At 61.1% G+C, this 15945-nt stretch carries 17 protein-coding genes and 1 pseudogene; 11 read left to right on the top strand and 7 right to left on the bottom strand.

All coding sequences use genetic code 11. The features are described 5' to 3' along the window. The first annotated feature begins 59 nt into the window (after positions 1–59). Genes BM132_RS08470 through BM132_RS08440 form a run of 7 tightly spaced genes read left to right on the top strand, consistent with a single transcriptional unit; the run spans position 60 to position 6353 of the window. Positions 60–737 carry a thermostable hemolysin gene (locus BM132_RS08470; protein ID WP_092454581.1) on the top strand — a complete coding sequence of 226 codons (678 nt, stop codon included), beginning with the start codon at positions 60–62 and terminating at the stop codon, positions 735–737. Continuing rightward, positions 727–2208 carry an AMP-binding protein gene (locus BM132_RS08465; RefSeq protein WP_092454579.1) on the top strand — a complete coding sequence of 494 codons (1482 nt, stop codon included), beginning with the start codon at positions 727–729 and terminating at the stop codon, positions 2206–2208. Before BM132_RS08470 ends, BM132_RS08465 begins: the two co-directional genes overlap by 11 nt. Beyond that, complete coding sequence (locus BM132_RS08460) at positions 2205–2879, top strand: iron-containing redox enzyme family protein (RefSeq protein ID WP_092454577.1); 675 nt, start codon at positions 2205–2207, stop codon at positions 2877–2879. The genes BM132_RS08465 and BM132_RS08460 overlap by 4 nt, the downstream gene beginning before the upstream one ends. Continuing rightward, complete coding sequence (locus BM132_RS08455) at positions 2866–3675, top strand: SDR family oxidoreductase (protein ID WP_092454575.1); 810 nt, start codon at positions 2866–2868, stop codon at positions 3673–3675. The genes BM132_RS08460 and BM132_RS08455 overlap by 14 nt, the downstream gene beginning before the upstream one ends. Next, positions 3672–4316, top strand: coding sequence for a tetratricopeptide repeat protein (locus tag BM132_RS08450; RefSeq protein ID WP_092454573.1), 645 nt, complete (start codon positions 3672–3674; stop codon positions 4314–4316). Before BM132_RS08455 ends, BM132_RS08450 begins: the two co-directional genes overlap by 4 nt. Before the next feature lie 10 nt (positions 4317–4326). Beyond that, positions 4327–4989 (top strand): response regulator, encoded by a 663-nt coding sequence (locus BM132_RS08445; RefSeq protein WP_092454572.1) that lies wholly within the window; start codon positions 4327–4329, stop codon positions 4987–4989. Next, entirely contained in the window at positions 4986–6353 is a 1368-nt protein-coding gene (locus BM132_RS08440; protein WP_092454570.1) for a sensor histidine kinase, read from the top strand. Before BM132_RS08445 ends, BM132_RS08440 begins: the two co-directional genes overlap by 4 nt. On the opposite strand, the pseudogene BM132_RS08435 reads toward BM132_RS08440, so the two are convergent. From BM132_RS08435 to BM132_RS08405, 7 genes and pseudogenes are all read right to left on the bottom strand, one after another. Further along, positions 6350–6619, bottom strand: a pseudogene (locus BM132_RS08435) (pyridine nucleotide-disulfide oxidoreductase); the annotation flags it as partial. The gene BM132_RS08440 and the pseudogene BM132_RS08435 overlap by 4 nt on opposite strands. Positions 6620–6817: 198 nt before the next feature. Next, the gene (locus tag BM132_RS08430; RefSeq protein ID WP_092396675.1) at positions 6818–7006 is read right to left on the bottom strand and encodes a YgaP family membrane protein; all 189 of its coding nucleotides are present in this window, start codon (positions 7004–7006) and stop codon (positions 6818–6820) included. A 13-nt stretch (positions 7007–7019) separates the two neighbouring features. Continuing rightward, a complete protein-coding gene (locus BM132_RS08425) occupies positions 7020–7439 on the bottom strand; it encodes a DUF6691 family protein (protein ID WP_092396677.1) in 420 nt (139 codons plus the stop codon). 2 nt (positions 7440–7441) lie between these two features. Further along, entirely contained in the window at positions 7442–7876 is a 435-nt protein-coding gene (locus BM132_RS08420; protein ID WP_092396679.1) for a YeeE/YedE family protein, read from the bottom strand. A gap of 43 nt (positions 7877–7919) precedes the next feature. After that, positions 7920–8723 carry a sulfite exporter TauE/SafE family protein gene (locus BM132_RS08415; RefSeq protein ID WP_092454568.1) on the bottom strand — a complete coding sequence of 268 codons (804 nt, stop codon included), beginning with the start codon at positions 8721–8723 and terminating at the stop codon, positions 7920–7922. 28 nt (positions 8724–8751) lie between these two features. Further along, a complete protein-coding gene (locus BM132_RS08410) occupies positions 8752–10422 on the bottom strand; it encodes a bifunctional protein tyrosine phosphatase family protein/NAD(P)/FAD-dependent oxidoreductase (RefSeq protein WP_092454565.1) in 1671 nt (556 codons plus the stop codon). Positions 10423–10464: 42 nt separating this feature from the next. Next, positions 10465–11343, bottom strand: a complete 879-nt coding sequence (locus tag BM132_RS08405; protein ID WP_092454563.1) for an MBL fold metallo-hydrolase — start codon at positions 11341–11343, stop codon at positions 10465–10467. A 227-nt stretch (positions 11344–11570) separates the two neighbouring features. Here BM132_RS08405 and BM132_RS08400 point away from each other — a divergent pair, with 227 nt between their 5' ends. From BM132_RS08400 to cydB, 4 genes are all read left to right on the top strand, one after another. Next, positions 11571–12896 (top strand): sigma-54 interaction domain-containing protein, encoded by a 1326-nt coding sequence (locus tag BM132_RS08400; RefSeq protein WP_092454561.1) that lies wholly within the window; start codon positions 11571–11573, stop codon positions 12894–12896. Between the two features lie 144 nt (positions 12897–13040). Continuing rightward, positions 13041–13241, top strand: a complete 201-nt coding sequence (gene cydP, locus BM132_RS08395) for a cytochrome oxidase putative small subunit CydP (protein WP_092454559.1) — start codon at positions 13041–13043, stop codon at positions 13239–13241. Continuing rightward, positions 13238–14809 (top strand): cytochrome ubiquinol oxidase subunit I, encoded by a 1572-nt coding sequence (locus BM132_RS08390; protein ID WP_092454556.1) that lies wholly within the window; start codon positions 13238–13240, stop codon positions 14807–14809. The genes cydP and BM132_RS08390 overlap by 4 nt, the downstream gene beginning before the upstream one ends. Then, positions 14802–15938 (top strand): cytochrome d ubiquinol oxidase subunit II, encoded by a 1137-nt coding sequence (gene cydB / locus BM132_RS08385; protein ID WP_092454554.1) that lies wholly within the window; start codon positions 14802–14804, stop codon positions 15936–15938. Before BM132_RS08390 ends, cydB begins: the two co-directional genes overlap by 8 nt. The last annotated feature ends 7 nt before the right edge of the window (positions 15939–15945 follow it).

Raw genomic sequence — 15945 nt, 5'->3', positions numbered from 1 at the left:
ACTTCGTTAAGAAAGGGCCTCGATACTTTCTCCCAATACCCAAGGGAGAACGTTGAGCCATGCCCGATTCTGACTGGAACCTCCATCTGCCGCTGGCTTTCGGTAATGCCGGCCGAGCGGTTCGTCACTTGCATCGAGCCCTGCCGGAAGAGCCCCGGCGGGATGAGTTCGAAACCTTCATCCGCCAGCGTTTTCGCCAGGCCCACGGCGCCGAGATTCGTCACTTCATGCCTGAACTGTTCGGGCTCGACGATGCCGACGGTAAGCTCTGCGCCGTGGCAGGCGTGCGTCTGGCCGCGCAGGGGCCGCTGTTTCTCGAACGTTACCTGGACGATCCCATCGAGCCGTTGATCAAGGCCGACGCAGACTGCGCGGTGGATCGCGGCGGTATTGTCGAAGTCGGCAATCTGGCCGCCAGTGACACCGGCAGTGCTCGCCTGAGCATCATCGCAATCACCTATCTGTTGGCGATGGGCGGGCTGGAGTGGGTGGCCTTCACCGGCAATATCGGCCTGGTCAACAGTTTCCATCGCCTTGGCCTCAAGCCCGTCACCCTGTGCCCGGCCGACCCGCAGCGCCTGGGGGAAGAGCGGCACCTCTGGGGCAGCTACTACGAGAGTCAGCCATGGGTTCACGTCGGTAACATCCGCGCCGGCTTCGTTCATCTGCGCGATGCTGGTCTGTTCGATCGCCTGGGCTTTTCACAGACCTGCGGGGAGGTGAGCCATGTTGCCTGAAGTGGAGCGCTTCAAACTCACCCTGCGTGAGCATGCCCAACACAAGGGCTACGCCGTGGCGCTGTGGGGCGATAACTTGCGGCTGGACTACGCCACGCTTTACTCCGAAGTGGTGTACCGCCAGCAACGCTTGCGTGAGGAACACATCAAGGTGGTTGCCCTGGCCCTGGATAACGGGGTCGAAGCCATGCTGTGGGACCTGGCCGCTTTGTTCGAAGGCCTGGCCTGCGTCATCCTGCCAGGTTTTTTCAGTCCGGCTCAACGCCTGCACTGTCTGGAGCAGAGCCAGGCGCAGCGGGTGATTGCCGAGCCCGGGTTGGCAGCCGAACTCCAGGCTGCGGGTTACCGCCACAGCGGCGAGTTCTGGCAGAAAGATTTTGCCGGACCGAGCCGCTTGCCGGCGGGCACCGCCAAACTGACCTTTACCTCAGGCACCACCGGTACGCCAAAAGGTGTCTGCCTCAGCGCTGACGGTCTGTTGCGGGTCGCCCGTGAACTGGAGCAGGCCAGCCAGCCGGTCAACGCGAGGCATCACCTGGCGCTGCTGCCCCTGGCGGTCCTTCTGGAAAACCTCGGTTGCTATGCGGCGCTGTATGCCGGGGCGATGCTCAGCCTGCCTGGTCAGAAAGCCCTGGGCATCCAGGGTGCCAGTGGCGCCGACCCGACACGCCTGTTGGCGTGCCTGACCGAGCGCCGGGCGCAGAGTCTGATTCTGGTTCCACAATTGTTGCTGATGCTGGTCACGGCCGCCGAGCAGAAAGCGTTCTACCCGCACGCGTTGCGATTCGCCGCCGTGGGCGGTGCGCGGGTATCCGGCGATCTTTTGCAACGGGCCCAGCGTGCCGGCCTGCCGGTATTTGAAGGCTACGGGCTGTCGGAATGCGCTTCGGTGGTGTGCCTCAACCGGCCACAGGCCCACCGCGCCGGCAGTGTCGGTCAGCCGTTGCCCCATGTGCAGGTTCGCCTGGCCGAAGACGGCGAAGTGCTGATCAAGGGCTCGACCTTGCTCGGATACCTGGGGGAGCCTCTGCCTACCGACGAATGGTGGCCCAGCGGCGATTTGGGGGAGTTCGACGCAGAGGGGTTCCTGTACCTGCGTGGCCGCAAGAAGCATCAGTTCGTGACCAGCTTCGGTCGCAACGTCAATCCCGAATGGGTCGAAGCCGAACTTACCCAGGGCGGCACCATCGCCCAGGCCTTCGTCTATGGCGAAGCCTTGCCGCACAACCAGGCATTGCTGTGGCCCGCCCGCGCTGACTGCTCTGATCAAGCGCTGGAGCTGGCTGTGAGCAAGGCCAACGCGGCGCTGCCTGAATACGCTCGGGTCCACCACTGGACGCGACTGGCGCAACCCTTTACCGCAACCAACGGCATGCTCACCGCCAACGGGCGACCGCGCCGCGAAGCGATTGTCGAGCATTACCGTGGGTTGTTCAGTGAATCCGTTCTGTCCGAGGAATATCCGTCATGAGTTTTTTCGACACGCTGCAAGAAGCCACCCATCAGGAACGCCAGGCACTGTTCAACCTGCCGATCATCCGTGATGCCCTTGATGGCCAGGTCAGCCTGGCCAGCTACCGGGCGTTTTTGATCCAGGCCTACTACCACGTGCGCCACACCGTACCGTTGATGATGGCGTGCGGTGCACGTCTGCCTGCGCACCTGGAATGGCTGCGCAAGGCCGTGTGCGAGTACATCGACGAGGAATACGGCCACGAGCAATGGGTGCTGGATGACATCGCCGCGTGTGGAGGTGACAAGGATGCGGTGCGTGACGGTCAGCCGTCGCAGGCTATCGAGTTGATGGTCAGTTACCTGTATGACCTGATCGCCCGGGGCAACCCGGTGGGGCTGTTCGGCATGGTCAATGTGCTGGAAGGCACCAGCATCGCCCTGGCGACCCACGCCGCCGACGCCATTCGTGAACGCCTGGAACTGCCGCCCACCGCTTTCAGCTACCTCAGCTCCCATGGCTCGCTGGATATCGAGCACATGCAGACCTATCGCAGCCTGATGAACAAACTGGAGGATCCTGCCGACCAGGCGGCGGTGATCCACGCCTCCAAAGTGGTGTATAGGCTCTACACCGAGATGTTCCGGGGCCTGCCCCGTGACGAGGGGCATCAGCATGCGCCTGTGTGACGCCCGGATCGTCTTGACCGGTGCCAGTGGCGGAATTGGCCTGGCCATCGCCCAGGCCCTATGCGCCAGTGGTGCTCGGGTGCTGGCCGTGGCCAGGCATCGAGAAGCGCTGGAACCCTTGCTCGAGCGCTACCCGCAGCACATGTGCTGGGTAGGCGCAGACCTGACTGTTGCGGGTGATCGGCGCAAGGTACTGGCCGCAGCCGAGGCCCTGGGCGGCCTCAACCTGCTGATCAATGCCGCCGGTGTCAACCACTTCGCCCTGCTCGAACAACTCGAGGACAGCGAAGTCGACGCCCTGCTGGCGCTGAACATCAGCGCGCCGATCTGCCTGACCAAACTGTTGCTGCCGCTGCTCAAGCAGGCCGACAGCGCCATGGTGGTGAATGTCGGGTCGACCTACGGCTCGATCGGCTACCCAGGCTACGCCAGTTATTGCGCCAGCAAGTTCGCCCTGCGCGGGTTCTCCGAAGCCCTGCGCCGGGAGTTGGCGGACACCCGTGTCGGCGTGCTCTACGTGGCGCCCCGGGCTACGCGCACGTCGATGAACAGCCCGGCGGCCCAAGCCCTCAATCAGGCGCTCAAAGCCAACGTCGATGACCCGCACGCCGTGGCGTCGGCGGTCATCCAGGCCATCACCGGCGACCGTCGCGAGCTGTATCTGGGCTGGCCCGAGCGGTTCTTCGTCGGCCTCAACAGCCTGCTGCCCAATCTGGTGGACCGTGGCCTGCGCAAGCAACTGCCACTGGTTCGCCGTCTGAGCCATAAACCCGAGAACGAGCACCTCAAGCCATGAAAAAAATCCTGATCTGTTTGCTGTTCGGCGCCCTGGCTCAAAGCGCCTGGGCTTTGGACGCCGCCGACCAGCAGCGTCTCACAAGCATCCAGCAAAGCTGGGCGCATATCCAATATGACGTGCCTGAAGGGCAGCGTGCCGAGGCTTTTGAACAACTCGCCGCCCAGGCATCGGCGTTCAAGCAACAACGTCAATCCGTGGCCGAGGCATGGATCTGGTCGGGCATTGTCAAAAGCAGTTGGGCAGGGGCCGCAGGCGGAATCGGTGCGCTGGGCAAGGTCAAGGACGCCAAGGCCGACCTGGAGCAGGCTCTGGCCCTGGATCCCAAAGCCTTGCAAGGGTCGGCCTACACCAGTCTCGGCGCACTCTATGACCGGGTTCCCGGTTGGCCCTTGGGGTTTGGCGACTCGGACAAGGCCGAGCAATTACTCCAGCAGGCGCTGCAACTGAACCCTAACGGCATTGACAGCCTGTACTTCTGGGGCGATCACCTCTACCGTCAGAAGCGCTACGCTGAGGCCCGGGTTGCCCTGCACAAAGCCTTGCAGGCAGCGCCGCGGCCCGGCCGGGAAACCGCCGACGCGGGACGTCGCAAAGAGATCGAAGCGTTGCTGGTGGATTTGAACAAAAAACTGGGCTGAGGGAGAGTGCGTGCGCCTATTACTGATCGAGGATGACGTGGCCCTGGGCGAAGGCATCCATCAGGCCCTGAGCCGCGAAGGCTATACCGTTGACTGGTTGAAGGACGGAAGCAGCGCCTTGCACGCATTGCTCAGCGAAACCTTTGACTTGGCCGTGCTTGACCTGGGCCTGCCACGGATGGACGGCCTGCAGGTGTTGCGGCGCTTGCGTGACAGCGGTTCCAACCTGCCGGTGCTGATTCTCACCGCCCGGGACGCGACTGAAGATCGCATTGCCGGGCTCGATGCCGGGGCTGACGACTACCTGATCAAGCCCTTTGATCTGGCGGAACTCAAGGCCCGGTTGCGGGCCTTGTTGCGCCGCAGCGCCGGTCGGGCCCAGGCGCTGATCGAGCATGCCGGCATCAGCCTCAACCCGGGGACCCAGCAGGTCAGCTATCAGGGCAGCCCGGTGGCGTTGACGCCCAAGGAGTATCAGTTGCTCCATGAGTTGCTGTCGCCGCCGGGCCGGGTCATGACGCGCGATCACCTGATGCAATTGCTTTACGGCTGGAATGAGGAGGCTGAGAGCAACACCCTGGAAGTGCATATCCACCACCTGCGCAAGAAATTTTCCACCGACCTGATCCGTACCATTCGGGGCGTCGGGTATCTGGTGGAGGAGCGCCGATGACTTCGATCCGGCGTCGTACCCTTACGCTGATTCTGGGGCTTTTGTTCGTTGGTCTGCTGATCATCACCGTATTCAATCTGCATGACAGCAACCACGAAATCGCGGAAGTCTACGATGCCCAATTGGCCCAGAATGCCCGGCTGCTGCAGGGTGTCATGCGCATGCCCATGGCCAGCAAGGAACATGCGCAGTTGTATCAGGCATTCAATTCGGCATTGGCCTCGGCGGTTCCCAAAGTCGATGGTCATCCCTATGAAAGCAAGATCGCCTTTCAGGTCTGGGATTCAAAAGGGGCGTTGCTGGTTCACACCTCCAGTGCACCGACGTTCACCTCACCGCCGATTGCTCCTGGCTTCAGCGACGTGATAGACCAAAAGGAGCGTATATGGCGGGCGTTCGTACTGGATGACACACAGTACGGCCTGAAAATCTGGGTGGGAGAGCGTGATGATGTGCGGGCCGATCTGGTCGATCGAATTGTCCGTCACACGGTGGTGCCTAATCTGATCGGCAGCCTGGTGCTTGCCGCTGTGATCTGGTTGGCCATCGGCTGGGGGCTCAAGCCGCTGGTCGACATGGCGGCCAAGTTGCGGGCGCGGCATCCGGGCTCACTGGAGCCTCTGCAACTGGTGCCGCTGCCCAGCGAACTTGAGCCCATGCAAGCGGCGCTCAATCGGGTGCTGGCGCAGATTCAGGAGTTGATGGGCCGTGAGCGGCGTTTTATTGCCGACGCCGCCCATGAAATGCGCACCCCCCTGGCGGTGCTCAGGGTTCATGCGCAGAACCTGATGGAGGCGGGCAACGAGCAGAGCCGTCGTGAGTCCTTGCAACACCTGATTGTCGGGGTGGATCGCACCACGCGCCTGGTCAATCAATTGCTCACCATGGCACGTCTTGAACCGCAATCTGGCGTGCCTGCACCCGGCGTTATTGATCTGCCCGCCACGGTGCGTGAAAGCCTGGGTCAAATGACTCCCTGGCTGTTGAGTAAAGGACTTGAACTGGTCCTGGACGTCAGCGATGACATTGGCCCGGTGAAGATTGATCCGGTGTCCATCGATATTGCCTTGAACAATCTGGTGACCAATGCGGCCAACTTTTCTCCCGCCAATGGCTTGATCACGGTGCGGCTGGCCCGACAGGGCGATCATTACGAGTTGGCGGTCGAGGATCAGGGGCCAGGCATCGACGAGGCCGAACGGGACCGGCTTTTCGAGCGCTTCTACAGCCGCGGGAACGATCAGGGGGCCGGGTTGGGCTTGACGATCGTGCAGACCATCACCAAGCGGCTGGGCGGGCAGGTCCGGTTGGAGAATCGCCCCGAGGGAGGTTTGCGCGCCACGTTGCAGATGGGCCGCCTTTAACTTTGCTCTTCGCGGGCGGGTAGCGTTTGGGCCGCGGATGGATCGGCGAGAAATGCTGCGATTTCGCTAACCGTGCTGCGGGCCGTGCGTGTTACGCCAATCAGCGTAGCGGAGGCCGCACCGGTCCATTCACCATAGCCGACCAGCCATAGCCTGGGTTCTTGAATCGAATGAGTCCTGTCCACGTCCACGCGTCCTTGCGGGTTGAGCACACCCAGTGGCTCCAGATGCTGCAGGGCGGGACGGAAACCGGTGCACCAGATCACCGACTACCTCAGGCAGTACGAACAGCGCTATCAGTTCCCCTGCCGCCCACGCAGGATGGCTATCCATCACGCGACCCTGACCACGTCATATTGACTGGCAGGCGAATGCGTCATGCCGGTGCTCTCCAATTGCGGTGAAAAAACAAGCCAGTGTAAGGGCTGCCAGTACCGTCATTAGCAGGCGCGGCAGCATCCGTCTCAGCAGCGTTTGCAGGTCTTGATGCCCAGGAGGGTATAGACCGGGCAGAAACGGAAAATCCCCGTGGCCAGCGGCACCAGGCCGATCCAGCCCCACAAGCCGATCACACCGCTCAGGCTCAGCGCAATGAGGACAAGTCCCGCGGCAATACGCAAACTGCGGTCGATGGTTCCGATGTTGGCTTTCATGACGATCTCCCGATCAGTGAGTGCGCCGGTTCTCCAGCGCGGTGAACAACAACATGCCAGCCAGCATGGCCAACACGAATACGATGACTTGCCAGTGCCCGGTGAGCAGGATCGCGACGGCGGGCCCGGGACAGATACCGGCTATTCCCCAACCGATGCCAAACAGCAGGCTGCCGCCGATCAGGCGCGGGTCCAGCTCACGCTTGAGCGGTAATTGCATCGGGTTTCCCAGTATCGAGCGGGTCTGGCGGCGGGCCCAGGTCAGCGGGCCGATCGCAACAGCAATCGCGCCGAGCATCACCAGCGCCAGGGAGGGGTCCCAGGTGCCGCTCACATCCAGGAACGCCAGGACTTTGCTCGGATTGGCCATGCCCGCCAGGAGCAGACCGAGGCCGAACACCAGACCGGCCATGAATGCAGTCAGTTTGAGCATGTTCAGATCCCCAGCACATGACGCAGGACAAAGACCGTGGCGAAACCGCTGAACATGAAGCACGCCGTGGCGACGATCGAGCGCGGGGAAAGGCGCGATATACCGCACACGCCGTGGCCGCTGGTACAGCCCGACCCGTAGCGGGTGCCGATGCCCACCAGCAGGCCGGCGACGGTGAGGCCGCTCCAGCCGCTCTGAAACTCAATCTGCGGCAACGCGGTGAACAGGCCCCATACCAGCGGCGCGACGAGCAGTCCCAGCAGAAACAGGGCCTTCTCGCTGACCCCCTCGCTACCACGCTGCAGCAGGCTGCCGAGCAACCCGCTGATGCCGGCGATACGTCCATTGGCGACCACAAAAAGGCTGGCAGCCACACCAATCAATGCACCGCCGGCAAGGGACGACCAGGGCGTGAAGTTGAGCCAGTCGATGTTCATGCGATTTCTCCGATGCAAACCACGTTGATACTCCACCAGGCGCTTAAACCAAGGCCTTTACCACCAATGCCACGGCCACCAGCGCAGCCAGAATGGCAAAACCTTTTTGCAGACTGGGCTCCGGCAGCCTGGCGGCGAGCAAACGCCCGCCGGTCATTCCCAACAATGCGCCAAGGGTGAAAGGCGCGGCAATCGCCCATTGCAAGTGTCCCGCTGCCGAACTTGCCACCACACCGGAAATTGAAACCAGGGCAATGACTGTCAGCGACGTGGCGAGCACCGACTGGGTGGTCAGATTGGTGTAGCGCTGCAGCGCCGGGACCATCACAAAACCGCCGCCCACACCCAGCAAGCCGGACAGCGCGCCGGCGACCATGCCAGAGACCGCCAGCGCCCATGCACAAGGTGCGGTCCAATGGAGCTTGCCGCGGTTTTCGTCCAGTACACAGGGCGGGGGTTTGCGCGTCGACGTCGCGTTGGCATCGACGCGCGAGGGCAATGACTTTTGAAAGGCGCGGAAGGCCACGTACAGCAATAGAAGGGCAAACAGGATCGTCAAGGGCCGGTTGGGCGTGCGCTGAGCCAGCCAGATTCCCAGTGGAGAGCAGATGATCCCCGCGCCTGCGGTCAGCAGTGCAGCCTTATAGCGTACGGTGCCGTTTCTAAGGCCCATCACCGCGCCCAGGGACGCGGCCAAACCCACCGCCAGCAAGCCGATGGGCCCGGCTTCGGCCATGCCCAGGCCCGCGCCGAAGACCAGCAGGGGAACCGCCAGTATGCCCCCGCCAGCGCCAGTCAGCGCCAGAATCACACCCACGGTGAGGCCGAGCAGCAAGATGATGATCATCCCTCTCTCCTTGCCTTGAGGTCCGGTTTCATTGATCTGCCAACTCCGGTTTTGCCAGCCACTCACGCCCGCGGAGCATGCCCTTCCAATACAACGGAGGGAGAATCCGTTCCTTGAGCAGCCACGCCAGTCTCGACGGCCGGGTCCCGTCAATCAGCCAGGATGGGAAGCTGGGGGCGACGGTGCCGCCATAGGTGAACTCCGCCAGGACGATCTTGCCCCGCTCGACTGTCAGCGGGCAGGAGCCGTAACCGTCGTAATGGGCGTTGCCCTTGGCTTTGCCCATGGCTGCCAGCACGTTATGGGCGACCACCGGCGCCTGCTTGCGAGCGGCCGCGGCGGTCTTGGCGTTGCTGGAGTTGGTGGCGTCGCCCAGTGCGTGAATATTTGCCCAGGTTTTATGGCGCAGCGTGCCGGGGTCGACATCAATCCAGCCAGCCGCATCGGCGAGGGGACTGACGCGGATAAAGTCCGGCGCAATCTGTGGGGGCACCACATGCAGCAGGTCGAAGTCGCGGGTGACAAGCTGGTGCGTGCCATCGGGCTTGACGCTACTGAAGGTGGCGGTTTGCGCGGGCCCGTCAACGCGGGTCAGCGTGCTGCCGAAGTTCAGGTCGATGCCATAGGCGCGGATGTACTCCATCAGGGCCGGCACGTAGTCGGGCACCCCGAACAGCACGGCACCGGCACTGCAGAAATCGATCTTGATGTTGCCCAGTACCCCTTCACGTCGCCAGTGGTCGGCCGAGAGATACATGGCTTTTTGCGGCGCGCCGGCGCATTTGATCGGCATGGGCGGTTGCGTGAAGATCGCCCGGCCACCGCGCAGTTGCTGCACGCACGCCCAGGTATAGGGGGCGAGGTGATACAGGTAGTTTGATGTGACGCCGTTGCGACCCAATGTCTGCGGCAGGCCTTCAATGGCATTCCAGTTGAGTTTGAGGCCGGGGCACACGATCAACTGTGCGTACCTGACGACCCTGCAGCCATCGAGAATGACCGCGTTTCTCTCGGGTTCAAAAGCAGCCACGGCGGCTTTGATCCAGTGCACGCCGCGCGGAATGGTCGAGCCCATCGTGTGGGCGGTCCGGGGGGCGTCGAAGACACCGCAACCGACCAACGTCCAGCCTGGCTGGTAATAATGCACATCTGCCGGGTCAATGATGGCGATGTCGAGCCCCGGTTCCCTGGCCAATAAACTCGACGCCGCCGCAATGCCCGCTGCGCCGCCGCCGATAATGACCACCGCATGCTCGGCCTCGGCCACTTCGACCGGGGTCAGCCCTTTGTTCGCAATCCGGCGGATAACGCCTTTCATGTCAAACCCGGCATCCTTGGCCGCTTCGACGATCTGCGGCAGCGGCAGCAGGCTCGCTTGTGACAACGCCCACAGAGTGGTCGAGCGCATGCCGGAGCGGCAATACGCCAACACCGGTTTTGGCAGTGATTCAAATAACTGGCCGAAGGCAACGGCTTGTTCGTCGGTGACCTTGCCCGATTCCGCGGGAAGGTAGTGAGCCTCAATGCCCAGCGCGTCGGCCGCGCGCTTGATCTCGGCAAACAAGGGTTGATCGCTGCCTTCACCGTCCGGGCGATTACACACGATGGCGCGAAAGCCGGTGTTTTTCAGTTCCGTCAACTGGTGAGGGAAAATCTGCTCTGATACCGCTAAGCCTGACGCAAGGTGGCGGATGTCCATGGTGGTCTCCGTGATGGGATTTTCTTATAGGGGGAGGGGACGTCAGAGCACGTTGAGCGGGATCTTCAGATAACGTGTGCCGTTCGATTCCGGCTCAGGGAAGTGTCCGGCTCGCATGTTGACCTGAACCGAGGGCAGGATCAGCGTGGGCATTTCCAGCGTGCTGTCACGCTGGGTGCGCATGGCCACGAACGCTTCTTCACTGATGCCATTACGCACATGAATGTTGTCGGCGCGCTGCTCGGCTACGGTACTGGCGAACAGCACCTCGCGACCGTCGGGCTGGTAGTCGTGGCACATGTACAGCACCGTATCGGCCGGCAGGCTCAACACCTTGTTGATGGACCGGAACAAGGTGCGGGCATCGCCGCCTGGAAAATCACAGCGCGCAGTACCGTAGTCGGGCATGAACAGGGTGTCGCCGACGAATGCCGCCGTTTGCCGGGAGTCGCTGACGACATACGTCATGCACGCGGGTGTGTGGCCGGGCGTATGCAGCGCGCGGCACTCCAGCGAGCCGATAGAGAACGGGTATTCATTGACGAACAGATGATCGAACTGACTACCATCCTGGGCCATCTCGTCACCGGTATTGAACAACGTGCCAAAGGTTTGCTGCACAGTGGTGATCCGACTGCCGATGCCGATCTTGCCTCCCAGCTGTTCCTTCAGGTACGGCGCTGCCGTGAGGTGGTCGGCGTGGACATGGGTTTCAAGAATCCATTGAACCTTGGCGTCCAGCTCGGCCACCCGGGCGATCAACGTGTCGGCAGACCGCGTCGTGGTATGGCCGGATTTGTGATCGTAATCCAGTACGCTGTCCACGAGTGCGCAGTGACGGGTCGCCTGATCGAGCACGATATAACTGACAGTATGGGTATCGGGATCGAAAAATCCTTCGACGTGCAATGTAGCGGACATGATCGGTCTCCTTGGTCTTGTTGCCGACAGGTTTAACCTGAAGTAGCAATAAGTCTGCCATGGGCCGATTGAGTCAGGATTTTCAGCTATCTAATTGAATTTACTGTGTTTAATTTTGTAGGTCGGATGCGGCATTTTCACGCAGATGAATAAACAACTGCCATTGGCAGTGTTTGTTGGCATAGTGGCAGTGTCACTCGCGTGCGGATGAACCTACAGGAACCCCAATGAGCACTCTCCTGCCGACCCCGAACAATTTGATCCCTCCACCGGATCAGGTGCAGTCACTGGTTTCGTTTCTCGAGCACGAGCCGCATCCGATGATCGTGCTGGACCCGGACTACAACATCCTGGCGGCGAACACCGCTTATCGGCGGCAGTTCGGCAGTGCCGATAAGCCCTTTATCGGCCATAAGTGCTATCGGGTTTCCCATCATTACGATGTGCCTTGCGATCAGGCAGGGGAGAACTGCCCGATGAAGAAGGCCAGGGAAATGCGCGGCCCGGATCGGGTCCTGCACATTCACCACACCCCCCGCGGGCCTGAGCATGTCGACGTGGAACTGCGCCCGATCCTCAATGACCATGGCGACATTACCGCTTATGTGGAGCGTCTTACCCTGGTACGCAGCGCCTCGGCGCGGCCCAGCAATGAGGGCCTGGTGGGCAGCTCTCCTGCGTTCAACCGCGCGCTGTCGGAACTGCAACGGGTTGCGCCTTCCATGTTGCCTGTGCTGCTGTTGGGCGAGTCCGGCACGGGTAAGGAACTGTTTGCGCGCGCGGTCCATGAGACCAGTGAGCGGGCCAACGGCCCCTTTGTGGTGGTGGACTGTTCCGGGTTGACTGAAACGCTGTTTGAGAGCGAACTGTTCGGCCACGAGAAAGGTGCGTTCACCGGTGCCACGCTGCGCAAGCAGGGCCTGGTCGAAACAGCCCAGGGCGGAACGCTGTTTCTCGATGAAATCGGCGACGTTCCCTTGGCCATGCAGGTGAAACTGCTCAGGCTGATTGAGTCGGGCACCTATCGTCGTGTGGGCGGCGTGGAAAGCCTGCATGCCAATTTCCGCTTGGTGGCCGCCACCCATAAACCCTTGGAACAGATGATGGCCAAGGGTGAGTTCAGGCAAGACCTGTATTACCGCATCAGCGTATTCCCCATTCATTTACCGCCTCTGCGCCATCGCGTGGAGGACATCGCGTTGTTGGTGAATTCGTTATTGCAACGTTCCGGCACCAGCAAGCGCCGGCTGACCATCGACGCCGAGGCCTTGATGCAACTGCAGCGCTATTGCTGGCCGGGCAATATCCGCGAGCTTCGCAATGTGCTGGAAAGAGCCAGTCTGTTTGCCGATGACGGGGTCATACACTCCGTGCATTTACCCCAGCCCGCCGATGCCATGGTCCAACGACTGGCTGCCCCGGCTGTTTCTGACGGCCAGTCGCTGGCCCACAGTCTGGCAGCGTTCAAAGGCACCCGCAGTGAGCTGGCCAGGCACTTGGGTATCAGCGAACGTACTTTGTACCGGCGGTTGAAAGAGCAGGGTCTGGCCTGATCACCCGCTATGACACCGGACTGCCAATCACTGCCGTCATGGCAGATTGGCAGCGCCTGAGTCTGCCACGCCATTCCATCTTCGCTAGGATGCGTTCCTAAGCAGCTGTTATTAAACGATAAAAATCTGTTCCTGAGCCTTGGCATGGCGCGTGCTAACTGCACCGACATGACTATTTCAGACAAACGACTGCGCCGTCATCTGCTCACAGCAGTGCTCATCAAGCTGCTCGTGCTGGCAGTGCTGTGGTGGTTATTCATTGAGGATTTCCACGTCAGCGTCGATTCCAACGCGGTCGGCAACCGTTTCGGTGTACCCACCTCGGCTCAAGGGGCAAGCAAGTGATCTCAGAACAACTGGTGGATTTGTCGCGGCTGCAATTCGCCGCCACGGCGCTTTATCACTTCCTTTTCGTACCGCTCACCGTTGGCATGGTGTGGCTGCTGGTCATCATGGAAAGCGTCTATGTGATGACCAGGAATGTCATCTGGAAAGACATGACGCGTTTCTGGGGCAAGCTGTTTGGCATCAACTTCGCACTGGGAGTGACCACGGGGATTACCCTGGAATTTCAGTTCGGTACCAACTGGGCCTACTACTCGCACTATGTCGGTGACATTTTCGGTGCCCCGCTGGCAATCGAAGGCTTGATGGCGTTCTTCCTCGAATCGACCATGATCGGGCTGTTCTTTTTTGGTTGGGACCGTCTCAAGAGGCAGCATCACCTGCTGGTCACGCTGCTGATGGCCATCGGCACAAACCTGTCGGCGCTATGGATCCTGATCGCCAATGGCTGGATGCAGAACCCGGTGGGTTCAGAGTTCAGCTACATCACCATGCGCATGGAAATGGTCGATTTCTGGACGGTGGTGTTCAATCCGGTGGCGCAGGCCAAGTTTGTCCATACGGTTTCGGCTGGCTATGTCACCGGTTCGATGTTTGTGCTGTCGATCTCCAGTTGGTACTTACTCAAGCATCGCGATGTCGAGTTTGCCAAACGGAGCTTTCGGGTCGCCGCGGCGTTCGGTCTGGCGTCTGTACTCAGCGTGATCGTCCTGGGCGATGAGTCCGGTTACACGGTGGGAGAAGCGCAGCAGACCAAACTGGCGGCCATGGAAGCCATGTGGGAAACAAAGCCGGCGCCGGCTGGCCTGACGTTGATCGCGAGCATCGATGAAGCTCAATCGCGAAATAACTGGGAGATCGAGGTGCCATGGGTGATGGGCCTGATTGGTACTCGTTCGGTCAGCAAGCAGATTCCCGGCATTCATGAAATCAAGGAAAAAAACCGCGCTCGCATCATCCGCGGTATTACCGCCGTCAATGCGCTGGAAGCACTGCGAGCCAATCGTAACGATTCGGCGGCGTTCAAGACGTTCGAAGAATACAAAGCTGACTTGGGGTTCGGGCTGCTGCTTAAACGCTATGTCGAGGACGTCAACCAGGCCACGCCGGCCATGATCGAAACCGCAGTGAACGATACCGTTCCACGCGTGACGCCGATGTTTTGGGCGTTCCGGATCATGGTCGGCCTGGGTTTTGCGATGTTGATGCTCTTTGCACTGGCCTTCTGGAGCACGCTGAAGTCGGGCCGCACCCACCATCGCGGCTTGCTGCGCTGGGCACTTTACATGCTGCCGGCGCCGTGGATCGCCTGTGAACTGGGTTGGTTCGTTGCTGAATATGGCCGCCAGCCCTGGACTATCTACGGCGTACTGCCGACCCACATGAGCGTGTCCACGCTCAGCGTGAATAACCTGTATGGCTCGCTGGCCGGGTTCATCGTGTTCTACACCGTGTTGCTGGTGGTGGAGATGTTCCTGATGGTCAAGTTCGCCCGCCAGGGGCCTGGCAGCCTCGGTACAGGCCGTTATGTTCACGACGCCCATCTGAAGGAGCTTCACCATGCTTGATTACTTCACCTTGAAAATAATCTGGTGGGCGTTGGTCGGCGTCCTGCTGATCGGCTTTGCGATCATGGACGGTCATGACATGGGCGTCGGCACGCTGCTGCCATTCGTTGGCCGCAACGACCTGGAGCGGCGTGTTGTCATCAATACCGTCGGGCCGCACTGGGATGGCAATCAGGTCTGGTTCATTACCGCCGGCGGCGCCTTGTTCGCGGCGTGGCCTGTGGTCTACGCCACGGCTTTCAGTGGATTCTACTGGGCGATGATCCTGGTGCTCTGGGCGTTGTTCTTCCGCCCGGTGGGGTTTGACTACCGTAGCAAGATCCACAACGCCACCTGGCGCAGCACCTGGGATTGGGGGCTTTTTGTCGGCGGGGCGGTGCCTCCGCTGGTATTCGGGATTGCGTTTGGAAACTTGCTGCTGGGCGTGCCGTTTCACTTCAATGACTATCTGGTGTCCACCTACACCGGCAGCTTCTGGCAACTGCTCAATCCTTTCGCGCTGCTGTCCGGCGTTGTGAGCAGTGCAATGATCACCTTGCAGGGCGGCACTTATCTGGCCCATCGCACGGAGGGGGCTATCCAGTCCCGGGCGGTAAAGGGTGCAGTGGCGGCGGCAATCGTGCTGGTGTGCTCATTCATCGTCGCCGGCATCTGGCTGCAATGGATTGACGGTTATCGCATTACCTCGCTCATTGATACCGCGGCGCTGCCGGACATTCTCAGCAAGACCGTGGTGCGTGAGCCTGGCGCCTGGATGACCAACTACGAGCGCTATCCATTGCTTTGGCTGCTGCCCGCCCTTGGATTGGGCGGGGCCGCCGGTGCCGCCCTGTTGTTGATGGTGCGCCGCACACTGTCAGCGTTTGTCGCCTCATCGCTGGCGGTGATTGGCGTGATCAGCACGGCGGGCGTCTCAATGTTCCCCTTCATCATGCCTTCATCAACGATGCCCGCAGCCAGCCTGACTGTGTGGGACAGCGTCTCCAGCCACCTGAGCCTGGCCATCATGTTCTGGGCCACGCTGATCTTCATGCCCCTGATCGTGATGTATACCTCCTGGGCGTATCGCGTCATGAGCGGCAAAGTCACCGTCGCCCAGATCAAAGCCAACGAACATTCAGCTTACTAGTGCCGGC

The sequence above is a fragment of the Pseudomonas sp. NFACC45 genome (genome assembly GCF_900113505.1).
In the GTDB taxonomy this organism is placed as follows: Bacteria; Pseudomonadota; Gammaproteobacteria; order Pseudomonadales; family Pseudomonadaceae; genus Aquipseudomonas; species Aquipseudomonas tehranensis.
Note: the sequence above shows the minus strand (reverse complement) of the source record. Positions and strands in the feature narration are given on the sequence as shown.